This is a genomic window from Microbispora sp. CSR-4 (genome assembly GCF_008033685.1).
Taxonomy (GTDB): domain Bacteria; phylum Actinomycetota; class Actinomycetes; order Streptosporangiales; family Streptosporangiaceae; genus Microbispora.
The window spans coordinates 1-21,016 of the sequence record NZ_VJVX01000058.1; the positions used below are offsets into that span (position 1 = coordinate 1).

Annotated in this window: 27 protein-coding genes and 1 tRNA gene; 11 read left to right on the top strand and 17 right to left on the bottom strand. The window is 70.5% G+C overall.

Going from position 1 to position 21,016, the window contains the following annotated elements:
- Positions 1–213: 213 nt before the first annotated feature.
- The 8 genes from FLV34_RS31895 to cysS all read right to left on the bottom strand — a co-directional run bounded on the left by FLV34_RS31895 (position 214) and on the right by cysS (position 5,413).
- Positions 214–1,026, bottom strand: a complete 813-nt coding sequence (locus tag FLV34_RS31895; protein ID WP_147944868.1) for an inositol monophosphatase family protein — start codon at positions 1,024–1,026, stop codon at positions 214–216.
- Positions 1,023–1,370, bottom strand: coding sequence for a hypothetical protein (locus FLV34_RS31900; RefSeq protein WP_142651461.1), 348 nt, complete (start codon positions 1,368–1,370; stop codon positions 1,023–1,025). The genes FLV34_RS31895 and FLV34_RS31900 overlap by 4 nt, the downstream gene beginning before the upstream one ends.
- Positions 1,371–1,405: 35 nt before the next feature.
- Positions 1,406–1,840 carry a YdeI/OmpD-associated family protein gene (locus tag FLV34_RS31905; protein ID WP_142651462.1) on the bottom strand — a complete coding sequence of 145 codons (435 nt, stop codon included), beginning with the start codon at positions 1,838–1,840 and terminating at the stop codon, positions 1,406–1,408.
- 113 nt (positions 1,841–1,953) lie between these two features.
- Positions 1,954–2,367, bottom strand: a complete 414-nt coding sequence (locus FLV34_RS31910) for a VOC family protein (protein WP_147944869.1) — start codon at positions 2,365–2,367, stop codon at positions 1,954–1,956.
- A 137-nt stretch (positions 2,368–2,504) separates the two neighbouring features.
- Positions 2,505–2,756 (bottom strand): hypothetical protein, encoded by a 252-nt coding sequence (locus tag FLV34_RS31915; RefSeq protein WP_222709693.1) that lies wholly within the window; start codon positions 2,754–2,756, stop codon positions 2,505–2,507.
- 156 nt (positions 2,757–2,912) lie between these two features.
- Positions 2,913–2,985 (bottom strand) — tRNA-Thr (locus FLV34_RS31920).
- Positions 2,986–3,036: 51 nt separating this feature from the next.
- Positions 3,037–3,996 (bottom strand): 23S rRNA (guanosine(2251)-2'-O)-methyltransferase RlmB, encoded by a 960-nt coding sequence (gene rlmB / locus FLV34_RS31925; RefSeq protein WP_142651464.1) that lies wholly within the window; start codon positions 3,994–3,996, stop codon positions 3,037–3,039.
- 22 nt (positions 3,997–4,018) lie between these two features.
- Positions 4,019–5,413 (bottom strand): cysteine--tRNA ligase, encoded by a 1,395-nt coding sequence (gene cysS / locus FLV34_RS31930; protein WP_142651465.1) that lies wholly within the window; start codon positions 5,411–5,413, stop codon positions 4,019–4,021.
- A gap of 556 nt (positions 5,414–5,969) precedes the next feature.
- Here cysS and FLV34_RS31935 point away from each other — a divergent pair.
- Positions 5,970–7,565: a DUF2637 domain-containing protein gene (locus tag FLV34_RS31935; RefSeq protein ID WP_147944870.1), complete on the top strand. Its 1,596-nt coding sequence runs from the start codon at positions 5,970–5,972 to the stop codon at positions 7,563–7,565.
- A 168-nt stretch (positions 7,566–7,733) separates the two neighbouring features.
- Here the strand turns inward: FLV34_RS31935 and FLV34_RS31940 are convergent, their stop codons facing one another.
- The 3 genes from FLV34_RS31940 to FLV34_RS31950 all read right to left on the bottom strand — a co-directional run bounded on the left by FLV34_RS31940 (position 7,734) and on the right by FLV34_RS31950 (position 9,171).
- On the bottom strand, positions 7,734–8,003 hold the full coding sequence (locus FLV34_RS31940) for a GlsB/YeaQ/YmgE family stress response membrane protein (RefSeq protein ID WP_142651467.1): 270 nt from the start codon (positions 8,001–8,003) through the stop codon (positions 7,734–7,736).
- A gap of 209 nt (positions 8,004–8,212) precedes the next feature.
- Positions 8,213–8,671, bottom strand: a complete 459-nt coding sequence (gene ispF / locus FLV34_RS31945; RefSeq protein WP_142651468.1) for a 2-C-methyl-D-erythritol 2,4-cyclodiphosphate synthase — start codon at positions 8,669–8,671, stop codon at positions 8,213–8,215.
- Between the two features lie 17 nt (positions 8,672–8,688).
- Positions 8,689–9,171 (bottom strand): CarD family transcriptional regulator, encoded by a 483-nt coding sequence (locus FLV34_RS31950; protein WP_030510364.1) that lies wholly within the window; start codon positions 9,169–9,171, stop codon positions 8,689–8,691.
- 257 nt (positions 9,172–9,428) lie between these two features.
- On the opposite strand from FLV34_RS31950, the gene FLV34_RS31955 reads away from it, so the two are divergent.
- On the top strand, positions 9,429–10,076 hold the full coding sequence (locus FLV34_RS31955) for a copper chaperone PCu(A)C (RefSeq protein WP_261985977.1): 648 nt from the start codon (positions 9,429–9,431) through the stop codon (positions 10,074–10,076).
- Between the two features lie 115 nt (positions 10,077–10,191).
- Here the strand turns inward: FLV34_RS31955 and FLV34_RS31960 are convergent, their stop codons facing one another.
- Complete coding sequence (locus tag FLV34_RS31960) at positions 10,192–10,881, bottom strand: response regulator transcription factor (protein ID WP_142651470.1); 690 nt, start codon at positions 10,879–10,881, stop codon at positions 10,192–10,194.
- Positions 10,878–11,987: a cell wall metabolism sensor histidine kinase WalK gene (locus FLV34_RS31965; protein ID WP_240972085.1), complete on the bottom strand. Its 1,110-nt coding sequence runs from the start codon at positions 11,985–11,987 to the stop codon at positions 10,878–10,880. Before FLV34_RS31965 ends, FLV34_RS31960 begins: the two co-directional genes overlap by 4 nt.
- Positions 11,988–12,171: 184 nt before the next feature.
- On the opposite strand from FLV34_RS31965, the gene phoU reads away from it, so the two are divergent.
- Both phoU and FLV34_RS31975 read left to right on the top strand, forming a co-directional pair.
- Positions 12,172–12,831, top strand: a complete 660-nt coding sequence (gene phoU / locus FLV34_RS31970; RefSeq protein WP_142651471.1) for a phosphate signaling complex protein PhoU — start codon at positions 12,172–12,174, stop codon at positions 12,829–12,831.
- An 81-nt stretch (positions 12,832–12,912) separates the two neighbouring features.
- Positions 12,913–13,140 carry a hypothetical protein gene (locus tag FLV34_RS31975; RefSeq protein WP_142651472.1) on the top strand — a complete coding sequence of 76 codons (228 nt, stop codon included), beginning with the start codon at positions 12,913–12,915 and terminating at the stop codon, positions 13,138–13,140.
- Positions 13,141–13,212: 72 nt separating this feature from the next.
- Here the strand turns inward: FLV34_RS31975 and FLV34_RS31980 are convergent, their stop codons facing one another.
- From FLV34_RS31980 to mshA, 3 genes are read right to left on the bottom strand one after another with little or no spacing between them, the layout of a single operon-like run.
- Complete coding sequence (locus FLV34_RS31980) at positions 13,213–13,956, bottom strand: phosphoglyceromutase (RefSeq protein ID WP_142651473.1); 744 nt, start codon at positions 13,954–13,956, stop codon at positions 13,213–13,215.
- A gap of 39 nt (positions 13,957–13,995) precedes the next feature.
- Positions 13,996–14,481 carry a YbjN domain-containing protein gene (locus FLV34_RS31985; RefSeq protein WP_142651474.1) on the bottom strand — a complete coding sequence of 162 codons (486 nt, stop codon included), beginning with the start codon at positions 14,479–14,481 and terminating at the stop codon, positions 13,996–13,998.
- 10 nt (positions 14,482–14,491) lie between these two features.
- Positions 14,492–15,775, bottom strand: a complete 1,284-nt coding sequence (gene mshA, locus FLV34_RS31990; RefSeq protein ID WP_260617507.1) for a D-inositol-3-phosphate glycosyltransferase — start codon at positions 15,773–15,775, stop codon at positions 14,492–14,494.
- Positions 15,776–15,956: 181 nt separating this feature from the next.
- Here mshA and FLV34_RS31995 point away from each other — a divergent pair, with 181 nt between their 5' ends.
- Genes FLV34_RS31995 through FLV34_RS32005 form a run of 3 tightly spaced genes read left to right on the top strand, consistent with a single transcriptional unit; the run spans position 15,957 to position 18,078 of the window.
- Positions 15,957–16,706, top strand: coding sequence for an SDR family NAD(P)-dependent oxidoreductase (locus tag FLV34_RS31995; RefSeq protein ID WP_221890018.1), 750 nt, complete (start codon positions 15,957–15,959; stop codon positions 16,704–16,706).
- The gene (locus tag FLV34_RS32000; RefSeq protein ID WP_142651476.1) at positions 16,703–17,521 is read left to right on the top strand and encodes a class I SAM-dependent methyltransferase; all 819 of its coding nucleotides are present in this window, start codon (positions 16,703–16,705) and stop codon (positions 17,519–17,521) included. Before FLV34_RS31995 ends, FLV34_RS32000 begins: the two co-directional genes overlap by 4 nt.
- Before the next feature lie 29 nt (positions 17,522–17,550).
- Positions 17,551–18,078: a GNAT family N-acetyltransferase gene (locus FLV34_RS32005; RefSeq protein WP_142651477.1), complete on the top strand. Its 528-nt coding sequence runs from the start codon at positions 17,551–17,553 to the stop codon at positions 18,076–18,078.
- 17 nt (positions 18,079–18,095) lie between these two features.
- On the opposite strand, the gene FLV34_RS32010 is transcribed toward FLV34_RS32005, so the two are convergent.
- Positions 18,096–18,614, bottom strand: a complete 519-nt coding sequence (locus tag FLV34_RS32010; RefSeq protein ID WP_147944871.1) for an O-acetyl-ADP-ribose deacetylase — start codon at positions 18,612–18,614, stop codon at positions 18,096–18,098.
- A 51-nt stretch (positions 18,615–18,665) separates the two neighbouring features.
- On the opposite strand from FLV34_RS32010, the gene FLV34_RS32015 reads away from it, so the two are divergent.
- The 4 genes from FLV34_RS32015 to FLV34_RS32030 all read left to right on the top strand — a co-directional run bounded on the left by FLV34_RS32015 (position 18,666) and on the right by FLV34_RS32030 (position 20,877).
- Positions 18,666–19,022 (top strand): BlaI/MecI/CopY family transcriptional regulator, encoded by a 357-nt coding sequence (locus FLV34_RS32015; RefSeq protein WP_079316189.1) that lies wholly within the window; start codon positions 18,666–18,668, stop codon positions 19,020–19,022.
- On the top strand, positions 19,019–19,933 hold the full coding sequence (locus FLV34_RS32020) for a M56 family metallopeptidase (RefSeq protein WP_142651479.1): 915 nt from the start codon (positions 19,019–19,021) through the stop codon (positions 19,931–19,933). Before FLV34_RS32015 ends, FLV34_RS32020 begins: the two co-directional genes overlap by 4 nt.
- Before the next feature lie 83 nt (positions 19,934–20,016).
- A complete protein-coding gene (locus tag FLV34_RS32025; RefSeq protein WP_142651480.1) occupies positions 20,017–20,451 on the top strand; it encodes a helix-turn-helix domain-containing protein in 435 nt (144 codons plus the stop codon).
- Positions 20,452–20,454: 3 nt separating this feature from the next.
- Entirely contained in the window at positions 20,455–20,877 is a 423-nt protein-coding gene (locus tag FLV34_RS32030; protein ID WP_147944872.1) for a hypothetical protein, read from the top strand.
- The last annotated feature ends 139 nt before the right edge of the window (positions 20,878–21,016 follow it).

Here is a 21,016-nt window from a genome sequence, read left to right on the forward strand (position 1 = left end):
GCAGCACGATAGAACAGCACCCGAAGCTCCTGGCGATGACGGTGATGGTTGTGGTGATCAACCCGTCTACCAGGAGCTTCGCCACATCATGAGGAAAACCCGAGCATCGCGATCATGCTGTGACCGGCTTAGCCGCCCGGCGGATGAAAAACGTTCACAGTGACACACCCAGCGCACGCCTCGTCGGCCCGGGGCGACCCCCAACAGAGCCGGCTAGACCTTACGGTCCGCGTCCTTTTCGGCTTCTGCGACGAGTTCGACCAGGTCGGCCAGGATCTTCGGGGTCGCGGCGATGGTTACTCGGGACCTCATCGTGTGCGGGGTGCCGTCGATGTCGGTGACGATTGCTCCGGCTTCGCGGGCGATGGCGACGCCTGCGGCGGTGTCCCAGGGGTTGTTGGACAGCATGATGCAGGCGTCGGTCTTGCCGTCCGCGACCCAGGCGAGATCGACGGCGGCGGAGCCGAACATGCGCACGCGCTGCACCCGGGCGGCGAGCTGGTAGTTGAGCGGAAGCCGGACGCGGTTCCTGGCCTCGGCGTCCTCACCTACGGCGTAGTCGCCGACGGAGACGATGGCGGCCTCCAGGGCGTCGGTGATGCTCGCGCTGATCGGCCGGCCGTTGGCGGTGGCTCCGGCGGCTTCCGCTGCCGCGTAACGCGTGCTCAGGAAGGGGAGGTCGATCACGCCGAGGATGGAGCGGTCGTGGTCGATCAGGCCAAGCGAGGTCCCGCACAGCGGGATGCCGTGGGTGAAGTTGGCGGTGCCGTCGAGGGGATCGAGCGCCCACATGATGCCATCGCCGGCATTGGTGATGCCTTCCTCCTCTCCCAGGAACCCGATCTCCGGGGTTTCCCGTGACAGGAAGTCGCGTACGGCGTGCTCGATGGCGTAGTCCACTTCGGTGACCATGTCGCGGTCGCCTTTGGCGGTGACCACTCCGGGGAGCTTGGTCGTGATGATGTGGCCGGCGATGGTGACGGCCTGCTCGGCTATCGGCAGCAGCGCGCGGGCGTCAACGGTCATACGGGTGTGCTCCGCTCCCACCTAGAGATGAAGACCTGCTCGAAGACGGGAAACAGCCCGTCGGCGGCGGTGTTGCCGCTCACGACGAGCGTAGGCGAGCCGGCTCCGCAGGCCGCCGGGAGGCCCCGGACCGTAGGCTCGGGGCACAACCGCGCTCTCCCGACGCCGGACGGCCCCGCCCTCGTGCTGACCTCCGCGGAAATCAGGGTGGCGTTGGTCTGCAGGTGGTGGCGGATGCGGCGCTGCTCGCACGACTCCTCGAACGGGGCCGGCATCGCGGTGAACCGGCTGACGCCGATGGTGAGCGGTTCCCCGCCGTGCCACACAATGTGATGCCTCCGCACGGTGATTGCATCGCCGCCGGAGTCTTACCTTCGGGTCAGCCCCGCAGGGTGGTGATGACCTTCTCGATACGCCGCTGACGCGTCTCGGGCTTCTTCGCGCTCTCGACGGCGCGTACATGCTCACGCTTGCGGCTGTACGCGAGTTCGTCGTACGCGGCACGGGCGACGGGGTCGGCGTCCAGAGCCTGTGCGAAGTCCTCTGGCTCGACGACGACGCGCGGCTCGGTGTCGAGCTCCAGTTCGACCTCGACCTCGTCGCCGATCGCGACACCTGCGGCCTGCCGGTTGGCATTGCTGAGACCGAGCAGGTGGCGGCCGCGTAGGAGGGCGACCCGGCTCTTCCAGGAGTGCCCGTTGACTGTGATCGTCACGGGCGGCCGCGGGCCCCCGCCGAGCGCCGCCACCACCTCGGACGGAACTTCCAGGCCCCGCATGGGCTCAGGTGGCTCAACGTGGGTCCGGAACTTCATGATCTTCTCCTGTTCGTCCTGCCGGTTCACCGGCACTCGGGGTCACAGCCGTCCGGGACGGCGGCGGCAACACGCCCCCGCCGTCTCGGACGGCTGTGTGGCAAAGTTCGCGACTACTCCGCGTACGGCTGGTCGGTTCCCTGGTCGCTGTAGCCGAGGCTCCAGATGTAGCCGTCCGGGTCGGCGAAGGTGCCGCCGTACCCGCCCCACGGCAGAGCGCTGGCGGGCTTGAGGATCGTTGCACCGGCCTTCTCGGCCTCCGCCATGACCTCGTCGACCCGCGCCTGGCTGCGAACGACGTAGGTCAGGACCAGTCCGCTGAAGCCACTGCCTTCCTTGTCCGTGCCCACCTGAGCGGCCAGGCCGTCACGACTGTAGAAGCCGACAGGCGAGGCTCCGTCCGATTCGAAGAACACCGAGATGCCGAAGTCTTTCTGGATCTTCCAGCCGAGCCCCTCGACGTGAAACCTCTTGGCCCGCTCCATGTCCCGGACGCCAAGAAGGATCGAGCTGACGTGCGCTTTCATGTCTTACTCCACTAGAAGAGATGGTTACGTGGTGCATGGGTGATCATGTGCCCGGCCAGGCATCCAGGCAGGTCCCGGACGCCACCCCGGCGCGTGTGTCACTCGACGATAGAAGCGGCGGCCCGACCGGCGCTTCTTCAAACCTGACCGATGCCGCCGGTAACCCTGGCGGACACGCCGTTCTGGGTGGCCTCGCTGATCGTGGAGTCCTGGCTGCACCAGGAGGAGAAGGTGTTGCCGGAGGGGAAGCCCGCGCTCTTGCGCCGGTTGCGTCGGGTGGCGCTGTCGCGGCCGACGACCTCCTCATTCAGCAGGACACGAACGACTTCGGCGAGGTCCCAGCGTTGCGCGCGGGCGGTGGCCGGCACCTCAAAATTGCCCTCGAGCACGCGCCTGCGGCACCACACCCAATATGGCTGACGTCGCCGACTTGGCTGAACAACCCCTCGCGAAGTGGCTCCCAAAGGCACGGAAGAGACTGGATGAGCCGCGACAGCACAAGGCCCCTGACAGCGAAACTGCTGATCAGGGGCCTGTCGTACGAGAGCCGCCTTGGGGAATCGAACCCCAGACCTTCTGTTTACAAGACAGATGCTCTGCCGATTGAGCTAAGGCGGCCTGCTACCCAGACGAGTTTAATGGGCCCGGGGCCGTACCGTCACGATGAAATCACCGGCGACGATGCTGGGCGACCTCGTAGAGGGCGATCCCGGCGGCCACACCGGCGTTCAGCGACTCGGCGGCGGCGTTCATGGGGATGCGGGCGATCTGGTCGCACGCCTCCCTGACCAGGCGGGACAGGCCCTTGCCCTCCGAGCCGACGACCACGACGAGCGGCTCGGTCGCGAGCTCGACATCGGCGATGTCCACTGTGGCGGTGCCGTCGAGCCCGATCACGAACAGGCCCTCCTCCCGGTACGCCTGGAGCGTCTGGGTGAGGTTCGACGCGCGGGCGACGGGGAGGGTCGCGAGGGTGCCGGCCGAGGTCTTCCACGCCCCGGCGGTGACGCCCGCCGAACGCCGGGACGGGACGAGCAGCCCGTGCGCGCCGAAGGCGGTCGCCGAGCGCGCGATGGCGCCGAGGTTGCGCGGGTCGGTCACGCCGTCCAGGGCGACGATCAACGGCACCTCGGCGGCGTCCCTCGCCCGCTCCACGAGCTGCTCAGGATGCGCGTAGTCGTACGGCGGGACCTGCAGGCCGATGCCCTGGTGGACGGTGCTCTCGGTCAGCCGGTCGAGCTTGTCCCTCGTGACCTCCAGCAGCGCGATGCCGCGGTCGGCCGCGAGCTTGATGGCCTCACGCACGCGATCGTCGTTGTCGATCCGCTGCGCCACGTACAGCGCGTTGGCGGGCACGTGCGCACGCAGCGCCTCGAGCACGGGGTTGCGCCCACCGATGATCTCGGGGGCGTCCTCCCGGCGCGTACGGCTCGGCGTACGCGAGGACGAACTCCCGCCGCCCCGGGCCTCGCGCTCGATCCGCTCGGCGCGGGCCTTGTCCTTGTACCAGTGCCGCATGTGCGCGGGCGGCGTCGCTCCCTTGCCCTCAAGGGAGCGCCTGACCTTGCCACCCGAGCCCTTTGCCGGCCCCTGCTTCTTCGACGGCTTCCCTGAAGCCCTTCCCGCCATGGTCTCTAGCGTAGGGCCACGCCTACTGTGCCAGCTCCCACCGCGGGCCCTGCGGGGTGTCCTCGACCACGATCCCTGCCGCCGCGAGCTGGTCGCGGATCGCGTCGGCCGCCGCGTAGTCCTTGCGGGCTCGCGCGGCCTGTCGCTGCTCCAGCGCCACGGCCACGAGCGCGTCAACGACCTCCCGGAGCCCCGAGTCGCCGGTCGTACGCCACTGCGCCGACCTGGGGTCGAGGCCGAGCACGTCGAGCATGTTCTGCGTCTCGGCGAGAAGCCGGGCGACCTGCTCCTTGTTGCCCTGGGCCAGCGCGACGTTGCCCTCGCGGACGACCTCGTGGATCACGGCGAGCGCCTGCGAGACGTTCAGGTCGTCATCCATGGCGTCCACGAACGCCTGGGGCAGCGGCGCGGCGGCGTCCACGTCGTGGATCACCTCGGCCGCCCGTGTGACGAACCCCTCGATCCGGCGGTAGCCGGCCGCCGCCTCCTGGAGCGCCTCGTCGGAGTAGTCGATCGGCGAGCGGTAGTGCGCCGCGACCAGGTAGTAGCGGAGCTCGACCGCGCGCACCTTGCGGAGCATGTCGGGGATCAACAGCGAGTTGCCGAGCGACTTGCTCATCTTCTCGCCGCCGAGCGTGAGCAGCCCGTTGTGCAGCCAGTAGCGCGCGAAGCCGTCGCCCGCCGCCTGCGACTGGGCGATCTCGTTCTCGTGGTGCGGGAAGATCAGGTCGACCCCGCCGCCGTGGATGTCGAACGTGCTCCCGAGATATTTGGTCGCCATGGCCGAGCACTCCAGGTGCCAGCCGGGACGGCCCTTGCCCCACGGCGTCGGCCACGTGGGCTCACCGGGCTTGGCACCCTTCCACAGCGCGAAGTCGCGCGGGTCACGCTTGAGCGAGTCGGTGTCGGTGTCCCCCGCCGCCCACATGTTCTCCAGCTTCTGGTTGGAGAGCTTGCCGTATCGGTCGGCGTAGGACATCACGTCGAAGTAGACGTCGCCACCCGCCGCGTACGCGTGACCCTTGTCGATCAGTCGCCGCATCAGCTCGATCATCTCGGGCACGTGACCCATGGCCCGGGGCTCGACAGTCGGCGGCAGGCAACCGAGCTGGTCGTACGCCCAGGTGAAGGCGCGCTGGTTGCGCTCGGCGACGACGAACCAGGGCACGCCTTCCTCGGCGGCCACCCTGATGATCTTGTCGTCGAGATCCGTGACGTTGCGGCAGAAGGTCACGTCGTAGCCCTGCCGCGTCAGCCACCGGCGAAGCACGTCGAAGTTCACGCCGGACCTGATGTGCCCGATGTGCGGCGGAGCCTGAACGGTCGCACCACACAGATACATCGAGACCCGGCCGGGCTCGACCGGTACGAATTCACGGACCGTACGCGTGCTGGTGTCGTAGAAGTGCAGGCTCACGAAGGCAAGGCTAACGCCTGGCAGCACAGCACAGGGCTAGTTGGGCGTCCGTGAACGGCTTGATGCGGCCGATCATGGAAACTTCCGACACATAAGTCCCGATATAACCCGAAACAAAACCCGTCACGATCTGTACGGCCGGCCGCGCGGGCTTCATCGGACCGGCACGAAGCCCGGCCGGACACGCAGCGTCGCCAATACCGCGCCGGACCGGAGCCGGACCCGGAGCCGGAGCCGGATCGGAGCCGGTTGCCCTGAGCTGGGGCCGAACCGAGCCGGACCGCGCCAGGGCGGGCCGGAACCTAACCGGACCCGGGGGTGCCAAACCGAGCCGCGCGGGAACCAGATCGGGGGCAGCCGGGGGCCAGGACCCGAAGCGAGCCGGGCCAAGGCAGGGCCGAGCCGGGCGGGGCCGGGCGCAACGAGAGCGCGTCGAAGGTTCCCGGCGCGGTCGTTGATTACCGTCACGAAGCCGATGATCACGATTACCGACACGAAGCGGGTGATCACGCGATTGCGATCGATCGTCACTCCGATTCTGTAGGCTCGAAACGCCATGGACGTGACTCCCCCCGGCGCGGCAGGCACGGCCTCCCGCCCGTCCCGAAACACCCCCTCCGGATTCCCGCTGGTGCTGCGCCGCCTGGCCATCGGCCTCGCAGGCGCCGCCATCGCGGTTCTCGCGGGGATCGCCTGCGCGCTGTCCTTCGACGACCTGCGGGCTCTGGCCGTCTCCGGGCGTGCCGAGCCGCAGCTCGCCTACCTGTACCCCTCGGCGTTCGACGTTCTGCTGGTCGTCGCCCTGGTCAGCGTGCCGTTGCTGCGGGGCGCGCGCTTCCTGGTCCGCTTCCAGGCGGGCTTCGTCCTGATCCTGCTCCTGGCGTCGGCCGCCGCCGCGAACGCCGCGACCGCCGTCGGCATCTCCTTCGACCCCGACGCCTCCGCGCTCGTCGTCGCGTTGGCGCCCTGGGTGATGCTCGCCGTCGGACTGTGGCTGCTGCTGCTCCTGCTGAAGCACGTGCGCACCAACCGGGCCGATCTGGACGACGACCTTGATGACGAGTCCGACGACGACTCCGATGACGACCTGGTGCCCTTCGACGGCGCGCGCGAGCGCCGGACCGCCGTCACCTCTCCCTATCCGGTGGCCGCGCGAGAGCGCCCCACATCCGCGCCCGACGTCACCGCCCCCTCCGGCCCCGAAAACCCGCACACCGCACACCCCGCTCCCGCGCACCCGCGCCCTGCCCCCGCGCACCCGCACACCGCTGCCGTGCACGCCGTCACTGAGGAGCACGGCGCGCCGCCCCTGCAGCCGGTTCCCGAGGCCGTGGCACCCCCCGGCTACGTCCCTCCGCTGCCGGTCAGCCCGGTCTCGGAGACCGTCGCGCCGCCCGAGCTCGCCCCGCCGCTGCCCGTCGCCCCTCCGCAGGCCGAGGATCCGCAGGCCGAGGATGAGGACGGCGTACGGCTGCCATCCGAGGCGATCAGGGAAGACGTCTCCGAACCCGCGCAGGAAACCGCATCCGAGACGGTCGCGGACCAGGCGGATGACGAGCCCGATGCCCTGCCGGTCGTACCTCCGACGGCGGCGCCCCACACCCCGCCCGTCACTGAACAGGCCGAACCGGCCGCCGCAGAACCTGCCATCACGGAGCCCGTCGTAACAGAACCGGCCGCCGCAGAGCCGGCCGTGACGGAGCCGGCCGTGACGGAGCCCGGCGCCGAGACGGCCGCCCAGCCCGCTCCGGAGGCACCCGCCCCCGCCGAGACGGGTGGCAGCCCGGCGCAGCCCCGCCGCAACCGTCCCGTGCGCTGGGGCGACCTCGTACGGCCGCACACCGGTGACGTCCTCGTGCACCCCCGCCCCAAACCGGACGAGCCCGCCGACGCCGAACCGGAGCGGGCCGAAGACGAGGCGGGCGTCGACACCCAGCCGCTCCGCCAGATCAGGGACGTGCCGGATCCCGCCCACGCGTCCGACTGCGCCGATCCCGGCGAGCAGGACGGCGGGCGCGAGCCGTACGCCGCGCAAGGCGGCCAGGACGCGCCGGAAGCCGGGGACACCGGGAAAGACACCGACGGAAACAGCGATGTCCCGATGGCGCCTCCGTCCGGTCGGATGCGCAGCACGCCCCGCCCGCCCGCCTGACCGCCCCGGCTACAGCACCCCGCCGCACAGCGCCCACCTGAACGACACCCACCTGGACAGCAGCGCTCCATCTGCTGAAGCGCGTAGGCCCGCCCGGCTGGAGAACCAGCCGGACGGGCCTGCGCGCTAGGGGGTGAGGGCGGGGGGCCGCCCCACCGAGTGAATGCCTTACACCCGCGACCCTCGCTTGAGGCCGGCGACGATGCCGACGCCCACGACGGCCAGTACGACCTGCATGACCAGTTCGATCCAGTCGATGCCATCCGTCGTCGCCACGCCCAGGACCTGGGCGATCGCGGTGCCGATGAGCGCCGCGACGATACCGACGACGATCGTCAGGATCCAGCCGATCGGCTGGCGGCCCGGCAGGAGCAGTCGGCCCAGAGCGCCGATGACCGCACCGATGACGATGGCGCCGAGAATGGACTCGATTGTCATATCGACCTCCCGATAAGGGTGACCCTTTCATCCTCGGACAGTGGGCTACCCCATGGAAGGGAAATATGCGTCCCATGAAAGAAAAAAGAGGGCGGCGGCTCGATTCCGCGCCTTGGTTCGAGCCGCCGCCCACGCGTTAGTGAGACGCTCCGGGTCTCATTCTGGTTGGCATGTCCGATTGGAACGGAACATTCATGCCGAGAGGACCTTCAGACCGGGATGATCAGAGCGGTCGCGATGGCCGCGACGCCCTCGCCGCGACCGGTGAGCCCGAGGCCGTCGGTCGTGGTCGCGCTGACGCTCACCGGCGCCCCTGCGGCGGCCCCGAGGGCCTTCTCCGCCTCCGCACGGCGAGGTGCGACCTTCGGGCGGTTCCCGATGATCTGGACGGCCACGTTGCCGATCTCGAATCCCGCCGCCCGCACCTGGCGGGCCGCCTCCTCCAGGAGGGTCACACCGGCGGCACCCGCCCAGCGGGGATCGGAGGTGCCGAAGAGCGCGCCCACGTCTCCGAGCCCGGCCGCCGACAGCAGCGCGTCGCAGCAGGCGTGCGCCGCGGCGTCGCCGTCGGAGTGACCGGCAAGCCCGGTCTCCCCCGGCCAGAAAAGGCCGGCGAGGTGAAGCTCCCTACCTGATGCGAAAGGGTGGACGTCGACTCCGACGCCCACCCTTGGCGATGTGATGTTCAGGAGTTCAGCACCTCGTCGAGCAGGGCCTCCGCCTTGTCCTCGTTGGTCTTCTCGGCCAGCGCGAGCTCGCTGACGAGGATCTGGCGGGCCTTGGCGAGCATGCGCTTCTCACCGGCGGACAGGCCGCGCTCCTTGTCGCGCCGCCACAGGTCACGCACCACCTCGGCCACCTTGTTGACGTCCCCCGACGCCAGCTTCTCAAGGTTGGCCTTGTAGCGGCGGGACCAGTTGGTGGGCTCCTCCGTGTGCGGCATGCGCAGCACGTCGAAGACCCGCTCGAGTCCCTCTTGGCCGACGACGTCGCGCACACCGACGAGCTCGGCATTTTCCGCTGGTACCTGTACGGTCAGGTCGCCCTTGTCGACCTTCAGCACCAGGTAGGTCTTTTCCTCACCCTTGATGGTTCGGGTCGTGATGGCCTCGATCCGAGCAGCCCCATGGTGGGGGTAGACGACAGTGTCGCCGACCTGGAAAGTCATGTGACGAGTACCCCTTCCGCTGTACTCCAGGGTACCACGCGGTTACCGCCTCCCGGAACAGTGAAAGGAACATAACTGCAGGTCAAAGCCTCGTTTTGGGGCTTGACAAGCCATCCACTCTGTGAATCGGCATACAGGACATACCGGGTGACCTGCACTGCTGCGGCCTGTGGACCGGGAGCCGACGCCGGACCGGTGACCGGCGCGGATAAGGTGATTGCTGCCCATACACGTGCGTACCAAGGAGACCTCGAACCGTGACCAGCAGCAGCCGTCGCAGGGCGATCGCCGTTGCCGCGCTCCTCGCCGCCGCCATCCCTGCACTGGCCGCGTGTGGCGCCGGTTTCGACGCCAACACCAACGCGCCGTACGCCCCGAATGAGGCGGGTGTCCTCTATGACGGCGACGGCCCCGACAAGGCATACGGCAAGAACGGCGTCATGATCCCGCAGGCGTTCATCCTCGGGCCCGACTCCGGCCAGCAGCTCGCCGAGGGCGGGTCGGCGCCGCTCTACCTGACTCTCCTGAACAGCACGGGAACGGACGACCAGCTCACCAGCATCGTCCCCGAGGAACAGAAGGCCACCTCGGTCAACGTGCAGAGCCCCATCGACCTCCAGCCGGGCGTGCTCGTCAAGACCCCCGGGGTCACGGTCGACGGCCTGAAGACGGCGCTGCGCGGCGGCGAGAGCATCAAGCTCTCGCTCCAGTTCAAGAACGCCGGCGACATCTCGCTCACCGTGCCGGTCATCGCCCGCAGCCGCGAGTACGCGACGCTGCCTCCGGCGCTGACGGCCACGCCCACGGCCCCGCCCGCCACCGGGAGCCCGGTGCCGTCGGACGCCGCCCCCCCGGAGACCACCGAGGGCACCTCCACTGGTACGCCCGCCGAGAACGCCGGCTGACGGCCGTGCGGACGTCCATCTGGACGTCCTGTAGACGCGCAGGAGCCCCTGTCCGGCCGGACAGGGGCTCCTTTCCGTCCGAGGGGCCGCGTGAGCCGTACGAGCCCTTACAGGCTCACTCGTCGGCGGGGTCGAACTTGTAGCCCAGACCACGCACGGTGAGGATGCAGCGGGGGTTGGACGGGTCGGCCTCGACCTTGGCCCGCAGCCGCTTCACGTGCACGTCGAGGGTCTTGGTGTCGCCCACGTAGTCGGCGCCCCAGACCCGGTCGATGAGCTGACCGCGGGTGAGCACCCGCCCGGCGTTGCGCAGCAGCACCTCCAGCAGCTCGAACTCCTTCAGCGGGAGCTGCACCTGCCGGCCGCGCACGGCCACGATGTGCCGGTCGACGTCCATGCGGACCGGTCCCCCGGTCAGGACGGCCGACTCCACCTCCTCGACGTCGCCCTGCCGGCGCAGCACCGCGCGGATGCGCGCCACCAGCTCGCGGGACGAGAACGGCTTGGTCACGTAGTCGTCGGCGCCGAGTTCGAGGCCGACGACCTTGTCGATCTCGCTGTCCTTGGCGGTCAGCATGATGACCGGCACCTTCGACCGCTGCCTGAGCGAGCGGCACACCTCGGTGCCGGGCAGGCCCGGGAGCATCAGGTCGAGCAGGACGAGATCGGCGCCGTTGCGGTCGAACGCGTCCAGCGCGTCGGGGCCGGTGGCCGCCACCGCGACCTCGTACCCCTCTTTCCTCAGCATGTACGACAAGGCGTCCGAGAACGACTCCTCGTCCTCGACGACGAGTACCCGAGTCACTGAGCGGCCTCCTGGGGAATGGTCGTGCTTGGTACGGGGACCGCCTGACCGCCGAACGCGGGAAGGCGAAGAGTGAAGGTCGAGCCGGAGCCCTCTTTGCTCCACACCGTGACCTCGCCGCCGTGGGCGACGGCCACGTGTTTGACGATCGCGAGACCGAGCCCGGTGCCGCCGGTGGCCCGGGACCTGGCCGCGTCGACGCGGAAGAACCGCTCGAAGATGCGCTCCTGCGCGCTTTCCGGGATGCCGATGCCCTGGTCGCTCACGCTCACCTCGACCGTGTCCCCGGCCGGCCTCGCGCTGATCACGACGCGGGTGTGCTCGGGGCTGTAGGCGACGGCGTTGTCGATGAGGTTGCGCAGCGCGGTGACGAGCAGCTCGTCGTCGCCCCAGACCTTGAGGCCCTCGGTGCCGCCCGCGACGAGCGCGATGTCCTTGGCCGACGCCTTCGTGTTGCACCGGTCGATGGCCTCGTGCACGGCCTCGTCCACGGACACCTGCTCGGGCGCCGGGATGGGCTCCCCGCCCTGGATCCGCGACAGCGTGATCAGGTCCTGCACCAGGTAGGTGAGGCGGGCGGCCTCGTGCTGCATCCGGCCGGCGAACCGCCGTACGGCCTCGGGGTCGTCGGCCGCGTCCTCGACGGTCTCGGCGAGCAGGCTCAGCGCGCCGACCGGCGTCTTGAGCTCGTGGCTGACGTTCGCCACGAAGTCCCTGCGCACCGCCTCGACCCGCTGCCGCTCGGTCTGGTCCTCAGCGAGCACGAGCACCTGCCCGTGGGTGCCCAGCGGAGCGACCCGCACCGCGAACGACGTGGACTCCTGCCCGAACTTGCGGCCGGCGGTCTCGATCTCGCTCTCGCGGATCTCGCCGTCCCTGCGGACCTTCCTGGCCAGTGCGAGTAACTCGGCCGCCATGAGCGACTCACCGCGTACGAGACCGAAGGCCCGCGCGGCCGAACTGGCGCGCAGCACGCGGTCTTCGCGGTCGAGGACGACCGCCGAGGAGGGCAGCACGGCGAGCACCGACGCCACCCCCGGAGGCAGGCCGTCGTCCACCGGTTCCGGTGTGCGGGGCTTGTCCGCCTGCCGTCGGATCGCGAGCATGACGAAGGAGCCGAGGACGAATCCGCCCATCGCCGCCAAGCTCGCCAGCAACTCGTTCACATTCAGCAGCCTAGGCGGCATTTCTGGTTGTTCCACCTGCCCGACCTGGCACTACGCCCTGTTTCCGGAAAAGTTCATCCGGCGGTCGGAATTCGTTCACAGACGCGCGCGTAGCGTGGCGGCCATGCGCGACGCCTATCACGAAGAGCTTGCGGCCCTGACCGACCGCCTGGTGGAGATGACCCGCCTGGTGCGGTCGGCCATGTCGAGGGGGACGACCGCCCTGCTCGACGCCGACCTCCAGCTGGCGGAGAGCGTCATCTCCCAGGACAACGAGGTCGACCGGCTGCACCAGGAACTCGAAGCCTCGATCTTCGAGCTGATGGCCACGCAGCAGCCGGTGGCGGTCGACCTGCGTAACGTCATCACCGCCCTGCGGATGGCCGCCGATCTGGAGCGTATGGGCGACCTCGCCGAGCACATCGCCAAGCTCGCCCGCATGCGCCACCCCGAATCCGCCATCCCGGCCGAGCTGCGTGACACGTTCGTGGAGATGGGCGCCATCGCCGAGAACCTGATCACCAAGGCGGGCAGCTGCATCGCCTCCCGCGACATCGAGCTCGCCAAGGAGCTGGAGGAGGACGACGACGCGATGGACCGCCGTCACCGCCGTCTCTTCCGCGTCCTGCTCTCCAAGGACTGGGAGCACGGCGTCGAGGCCGCCATCGACATCACGCTGGCCGGCCGCTACTACGAGCGGTACGCCGACCACGCCGTACGCGTCGCCGCCGACGTCGTGTACCTGGTCACGGGTACGCGCGACCTGGACGCCCCCGCCGGCTGACTCAGCCGCGTACGGGGGCGCGAAAGCTCCGGTCCTCGGGGGGCCGGGGCTTTCGCGTATCCGGCGAATCGCCGGATCGCGGTGGTCGAGGTCGGGTACGAGAGCCCCACCGGAGCCCTGGCGCTGTCGGACGGCTACGGGACGAGGCTGAGGGGGCTCACCACGCGCGGCCCGGGTTCCTACCGGGTCCGGGTCCACCTGCGCGGCCGCGAGCTGGTCTACCAGGTGGCCTATCCCCCGGACGGCGCGGTGGAGCTCCTGGTCCAGGTGTTCCCCGGTAAGGCGAAGAAGCCGGTCGTCCACAAGTGACAGCGGTCGTCTGCAAGTGACAGAAGGCCGCGCCCCACAGCGGGACGCGGCCTTCGTGACAGACGTGAGAGGTTACTTCTTGCCCTGGTTGGCGACGGCCTCGATGGCGGCCTTGGCGGCCTCCGGGTCGAGGTATTCGCCCTTGCCGACCGGGCGGAAGTCGGCGTCCAGCTCGTAGCGCAGCGGGATGCCGGTGGGGATGTTCAGGCCCGCGATGTCGGCGTCGCTGATGCCCTCCAGGTGCTTGACGAGCGCGCGCAGCGAGTTGCCGTGCGCCACCACCAGCACGTCGCGGCCGGCCGCCAGGTCGGGCACGATCTCGTCATACCAGTACGGCAGCATGCGCGCGACGACGTCCTTGAGGCACTCCGTGCGCGGCACCAGCTCGGAGGGCAGCAGGGAGTAGCGGCCGTCGCCGAGCTGGGAGTACTCGTCGTCGTCGGCGATCGGCGGCGGCGGCACGTCGTAGGACCGGCGCCACAGCATGAACTGCTCGTCGCCGAACTCCGCGCGGGTCTGGGCCTTGTCCTTGCCCTGGAGCGCACCGTAGTGGCGCTCGTTCAGCCGCCAGGAACGCTTGACCGGCAGCCACAGCAGGTCGGCCGCCTCAAGCGCGAGGTCGGCGGTCTTGATGGCCCGGGTGAGCACCGAGGTGTGCACCACGTCGGGCCGGATGCCGGCCTCAAGCAGCAGCTGACCGCCGCGCCTCGCCTCCTCCTCGCCGGTCGGCGAGAGTGTGACGTCCACCCAGCCGGTGAACAGGCCTTTGACATTCCATTCGCTCTCGCCGTGCCGCAGCAGCACCAAAGTCGCCATACGGCCAATCCTATCGGCGTGCGGCAGAGGCCCCGTTGGTCAGGACTCGACCACCCGCGCGAAGGCCCGCAGGTTGGCCAGCGACTCGCCGCGCTTGACCCGCCACTCCCACTCGCGCTTGATGGACGACGCGAAGCCCAGCTCCAGCGCGCGGTCGAACGACTCGTCCGAGTAGGTGAGGACGCAGCCGAGCACCCGGTCGATCTCCTCCTCGGTCACCGCGTCGAGCGGCAGCCGGCCGACCAGGTGCACGTCGCCGGTGGCGTCGACGGCGAAGTGGACACCGTACATCGAGCCGTTCTTGTGCAGCAGCCAGCGGTAGAACTCGGCGTGGTTCTCGTCGGGCTGCCGGCAGAAGAACGCCTCGATGTTGAGCGCCTGGTCGCCGATGACGAGCCAGGTCAGCGTGGCGAGCTTGTGCTGGCCCGGCAGCCTGACCAGGAACGCGCCCGGCTTCGGCCGCTCGTAGGACAGCTCGGCGGACTCCAGCGCCGACGCGATGACCGCTTCCAGATCCGGTCTCATACGCCCCACACTACGAGCTGACCGCGACAGGGGTCTGGTGGAGCTGGGCCATGGCGCCGGCGTAGACGTCGGCCAGCCGGGCGGCCGTCGCCGACCAGCCGAAGCCCGTGGCGTGGTGCACGGCGTTGGCGGCCAGCTCGGCGAGCCGGTCCGGACGCCGGGCCAGCACGGCGAGCTCCCGCGCCCAGTCGTGCGGATTGTGGCCCGCCACCAGCACCCCGGACACGCCGTCCTTGACGGCCGTGCGCAGGCCGCCGACCGCCGCGGCGACGACCGGCGTGCCGCACGCCTGCGACTCCAGCGCGACCAGCCCGAACGACTCGTTGTAGGAGGGCACGACGGTCACGTCGGCGGCCCGATACCAGTCGGCCAGCTCCGGCTGCGGCGCGGGCGGCGCGAGCCGTACGACGTCGGTGATGCCCAGCTCGGCCGCGAGGTCGCTGAGCAGGGAGGGGCGGGCGAGGCCGTTGCCGCTGGGCCCGCCCACGCAGGCCACCAGGAGCCGCGAGCGCAGCGAGGGGTCCTCCACGAGCATCCGGGCGGCGGCCCTGAGCAGCACGTCGGGGGCCTTGAGCGGCTGGATGCGGCCCACGAAGAGCAGCACGTGGGCGTCCTGCGGCAGGCCGAGACGGCGGCGTGCCGCACCCTTTGACGCGGGCTGGAAGACGGCGAGGTTCACGCCGGGGTTGACGACCGCCACGCGCTCGCGCGGCGCGCCGTACAGGCTGATCAGCTCCTCGGCCTCGGCGGCGGTGTTGGCGACCAGGCGGTCGGCGACCTCCACGACCTGCTCCTCGCCGAGCACGCGCACCGCCGGCTCGGGCTTGTCGCCCTCGGCGAGCAGGAGGTTCTTCACCTTGGCCATCGTGTGCATGGTGTGCACGAGCGGCACGCCCCAGCGCTCCTTGGCCAGCCAGCCCACCTGGCCCGACAGCCAGTAGTGCGAGTGGATCACGTCGTAGCGGCCGGGGTCGTACATCGCCTCGGTGCGCAGCACGCCGGACAGGAAGCCGCACAGCTGCCCGGGCAGATCGGCCCGGTCGAGCTCCTCGTACGGCCCGGCGGTGACGTGGCGGACGAGCACGCCCGGGGTCAGCTCGGCGACCGGCGGCAGGTCACGGGCCGTGCGGCGGGTGAAGATCTCCACCTCGATGCCCAGCGCCGCGAGCCGTTTGGCGACCTCGAGAATGTAGACATTCATGCCGCCCGCGTCCCCCGTGCCTGGCTGGTCCAGCGGGGACGTGTGCACGCTGATGGTCGCGACGCGGTTGACCCGACGCCGTAACACCGACACCCGAACCACCTCCGAGAGCGTTATAACCACCAAAATCATCACCGGATTCCCCGACATCTGTGAGCGCCGGGGGTCCTGAGAGGATGTCGCCTGCCGATTGAGGCGATATGGAAGGACGATGGCGGTGACGATGACCAATCCCGCGACCGGTCCCGCGACCGGTCCCGGGGCGACCGAGACCGTGGTCAGGACCGCGGTGGTGACCGGCGCGAGCAGCGGCATCGGCGAGGCGACGGCCCGCCGGCTCGCCGCGGAGGGATACCGGGTTGTGGCGGCGGCGCGACGGCGCGACCGTCTCGACGAGCTCGCGGCCGAGGTGCCCGGCATCCGCCCGGTGACGCTGGACGTGACCGACCAGGCGTCGGTGGACGCGCTGGCCTCCTCGCTGGACCGCTGCGACGTCCTGGTCAACAACGCGGGCGGCGCGTTCGGGCTCGAACCGGTGGCCGAGGGCCGGGTGGACGACTGGCAGCGCATGTACGACGTGAACGTGCTCGGGAGCCTGCGCATGACCAGGGCCCTGCTGCCGAAGCTCATCGCGTCGGGCGACGGCGTGCTCGTGATGCTCACCTCGACGGCCGGGCTGGTGTCGTACGAGGGGGGCGGCGGCTACTGCGCGGCCAAGCACGCGCAGACCTCGATGACCGAGACCCTCCGCCTGGAGCTGTGCGGCGACCCGGTGCGGGTCGTCGAGATCGCGCCGGGCATGGTGAAGACCGACGAGTTCGCGCTGACCCGCTTCCGCGGCGACGCCGAGCGGGCCGCCAAGGTCTACGAGGGCGTCCCCGACCCGCTGACCGCGGACGACGTCGCCGACGTGATCGCCTTCGCCGTGACCCGCCCGTCGCACGTGAACATCGACAGGCTGGTCGTCCGGCCCCGCGCGCAGGCCGCCCAGCACAAGGTGCACCGGGTCGCAGCGGGGACATGAGGCCGGCGCGCCCGGGCCGGCCCGTCGGCGCGGTCACGCGGGGCACCACCGGGCACAACCGGCTGCGCCGCTGCGACCGCTGGATCGCCGCCGTGTACGGCCCGCTGCTGCGCTCGGCCAGGGCGGGGGCGGCGCCGCTGGTCGTGGACCTCGGCTACGGCGCGTCCCACACCACGACGACGGAGCTGTTCACCCGGCTGCGCCGGGTCTGCCCGACGGTCGAGGTGGTGGGCGTGGAGATCGCCCCCGAGCGGGTCGCGGCGGCCAAGCCGTACGAGCGGGAGGGGTTGTCGTTCGTCAGGGGCGGCTTCGAGCTGCCGGTCCCCCGGCCGCCGATGATCGTGCGCGCCTTCAACGTGCTGCGGCAGTACGGCGAGGCCGAGGCGTGGGAGCACTGGCACCGGCTGCGGGCCGGCCTGCATCCCTCGGGCGTGCTCGTGGAGGGCACCTGCTCTGAGGTCGGCCACCGGGCGACCTGGGTGGCGCTCGGCGCGGAGGGGCCGCGCACGCTCACCCTCGCGGCCCGGTTCACCGGCTTCGGACGCCCCTCCGACCTGGCCGAACGCCTGCCCAAGACGCTGATCCACCGCAACGTGCCCGGCGAGCGGATCCACGCGTTCCTCGCCGACTGGGACCGCGCCTGGGCGACCTGCGCCTCCTTCGGCGCGTACGGCACGCGCCAGCGCTGGATCAAGGCGGCCGAGCTGCTGGCGCGCGACTGGCCGGTGGAGACGACCCCGCCGACCGGCGGTCCCGGCCGCTGGCGGCTCGGCGAGCTGACCCTGCCCTGGAGCAGCGTCTCCCCCCGCGGTTGACGTACGAGGCGGTTGATAACGTCCGGCCCATGCGTTTCGTCCTCGACCCGGAGATGACCCCCGAGCTCTTCGAGGAGCTCCTGAGCTGCTGGGCGGAGGTCACCAACGCGGGCGGCGCGGTGGGCTTCGTGCCTCCCGTGACGCCGGAGGACATCAGGCCGACGGCGGACCGGGCGTTCGCCCGCACGCGCGCCGCCGCCGGGCCGCAGGCCCCCGACAGCCTCCTCGTCGGCTTCGGCGACGACGGCGCCCCCGGCGCGTGGCTCATCCTGGGCGACAACGGCTCGGGCCTGCGGGCGCACTGGCGGTGGCTGCTGCGCGTGCAGGTCCACCCCAAGCACCAGGGCAAGGGGTATGGCCGGGCGCTGCTGCTCGCCGCCGACGACGCCGCCAGGTCGCTCGGCCTGGAGGCGTTGCAGCTCACCTGCCGCGGCGGCACCGGGGTCGACCGCTTCTACGCGAGCGTGGGCTACCAGGAGGTCGGGCGGGTGCCCCGCTCGATCCGGGTGACCCCCGGCGACGACCGCGACGAGATCTACATGCTCAAGTGGCTGTGAAAGTTTTGGCCTAATGCTTAGCCAATGTCCTGTAGAGCCGATTCGAACACGGCATAAGCTGCGGTGTTGAACAGTACGAAGCGCACCTCTTCCACCACGGCCGGGGCCGCCTGCCGTACCGCGGTGATCGCGATGCGGGCGGCGTCCTCGACCGGCCACCGGTAGATCCCCGTGGAGATCGCGGGGAACGCCACCGTGCCGGCGCCCAGCGCGTCGGCGACGACGAGCGACTCCCGATAGCAGGAGGCGAGCAGATGGGATCGGTCCTCGCTCCGCGAGTGCACGGGCCCGACCGTGTGGATCACCCATCGCGCGGGCAGACGCCCGGCGGTGGTCGCGACCGCCTGCCCGGTCGGCAGCCCTCTCCCGTAGCGGGAGGCGCGCAGCGCCCGGCACTCCTCGAGGATCTCGGGGCCGCCGCGCCGGTGTATGGCTCCGTCCACCCCTCCGCCGCCCATGAGCGAGGAGTTGGCCGCGTTGACGATCGCGTCCACCCGCTGCTCGGTGATGTCACCTTCGACCAGAACGATTTTCATGCCACCCACCTCTCTACAGGACGTAGTACTACCCCGGGTAGGCTGAATCACGTGAAGGGACTGGGAGAGCTCGAACGCAGCATCATGGACATCCTCTGGGCGGAGAACACCCCGCTCACCGCCCGCGAGGTGGGGCGCCTCATCGAAGACCGCGACCTCGCGCCGACGACCGTGATGACCGTGCTCGACCGGCTGGCCCGCAAGGGCTTCCTCAACCGCACCCGCGACGGCCGCGCCTGGCGCTACCAGCCGGCCGCGAGCCGTGACGCGTACGTCGCCGAGCTGATGCTCGAAGCCCTGGACCTCACCGGCGACCGCGACGCGGCGCTGACCCGCTTCGCCCGCGCCGTCTCCGGGTCCGAGGCCGAGATCCTGCTGAAAGCCCTCACGGAGCTGGAGGAAGAGTGATCGCGGCGGCGGTCCTCGCGGCGCTCGCGATGATCTGCGCGGTCGCCGCGTGGCGGCTGACGTTCGCGCGCTGGACCTGGCGCGCACCGCGCACGGCGATCCTGCTGTGGCAGTCGCTCGGGCTGACGTGGGGGCTCGCCTCCATCGGCGCCCTGCTCGCCTTCGCGCTCGACCCCTACCGCAAGGGCATCGTGCACGGGTTCGCGGAGTTCCTGCTGAGCGTGGAGTTCGGCGCGCGACAGCCGTACGACTACCTGCGGCTGGCCGCGCTGATCGCCGGCCTGGCGCTGCTCGCGGTGCTGGTGACCCTGCCTCTCGCCGCAGGCGCGCAGACGCTGCGGGCCCGCCGCCGCCACCGGCTCCTGCTCTCGCTGGTCGCCAGGGACGAGCCGGCCGTGCCCGGCGTGCGGGTGGTCGACTTTCCCGGGGCCGCCGCCTACTGCCTGCCGGGGCTCAAGTCGGAGGTCGTCATCAGCGACGGGACGCTGCACCTGCTGTCGTCCGCGGAGCTGGAGGCCGTGCTCGCGCACGAGGCCGCCCATGTGCGCGAGCGCCACGACCTGGTGCTCCTGCCGTTCGCCGCGCTGCGCCGCGCGCTGCCGTGGTCGAGGCTGGTCCGCGACGCGCAGGCGTCGGTGGAGCTGCTGGTCGAGATGGCCGCCGACGACCGCGCCCGGCAGCGGTGCTGCCCGCGCAGGCTGGCCACCGCCCTGCTGCGCTTCGGCGCGTCGGCGGCGCTGCCCACGCCGCAGGGCGCGCTCGGCGTGTCCGCGCCGTCCAGCGTGATGGCCAGGGTCGACCGGCTCGTACGGCCCGAGGTCACGCTTCCGGCCGCCCACCGCTTCCTGATCCTGGCCATCTCGGTGGTGCTCGCCATCAGCGCCCCGCTGCTCTGGCTGCTTCCCGGTTGACCCGGCTCTTGCCCGGCCATGGGTGCTAGCTGGAACTATCCATCGTGTTTGCAATTGCAAGCAGCGCGAGGCAGACTGGGGGCATGGAACTGCCCAAGGTCGCCTCGCTCGGTGAGTACATCCGCCAGCAGCGGCAGCAGGCGAAGATCTCGCTTCGTCAGCTCGCCGCGCAGGCAGGTGTGTCCAATCCTTACCTGAGCCAGGTGGAACGGGGCCTGCGCAAGCCGAGCGCGGAGATCCTGAACCAGATCGCGAAGGGTCTGCACATCTCCGCCCAGGCGCTCTACGTCCAGGCCGGTCTCATCGAGGACCGCGAGCCGCACAGCGACGTGCTGGCCGCGATCCGGGCCGACGTCACGCTCACCGGGCGGCAACGCCAGGTGCTGATCGACATCTACGAGTCGTTTCGCAAGGAGAACCGGGCCGACTCCGCCCAGCCGCCGCAATCGGCTGAGCATCTCGGGGACGACCCGGTTCTCCCACGCGACGGCATTACACCGGATTCGAGGGAAGGATAACCCATGACCATCACAACCCAGGCCAAGAAGATCACGGAGTCGAAGCCGTTCTACGCGCTCACCGGCGCCGGCGACTTCGCCGTGGAGAAGGCCCGCGCCTACGCCTCCACCGTGCAGGACAAGGCGGAGACCGTCGCGCGCGAGCTGCCCGAGAAGGCCAAGGGCTACGCCTCCACCGTGCAGGACAAGGCCGAGACCGTCGCCCGTGAGCTGCCCGAGAAGGCCAAGGGCTACGCCGCCGACGCCGCCCCCCGGGTCACCCGGCTGTACGACGACCTGGCCAGCCGTGGCCGCAAGGTCGTCAGCCGCGTGAGCGGCGAGGCCGCGCTGGAGCTGACGGAGGTCTCCGAGACCGCCGAGCCGGCGATCGCCGCCAAGAGCACCACCAAGCGCACCGGTCGCGCCCGCGCCACTGCCCGGAGCTGATCCGCGGCCAACGCGAACCACACGGCGGCGGCCCGCCTTCCCTCCGGGGGAGGCGGGCCGCCGCCGTTTCGCTTCCCACGGGAACCGGTCCTTCGCGCCCGCGCCACGTGTCGGCGCCGCCCACTAGTCTGGGGGCGTC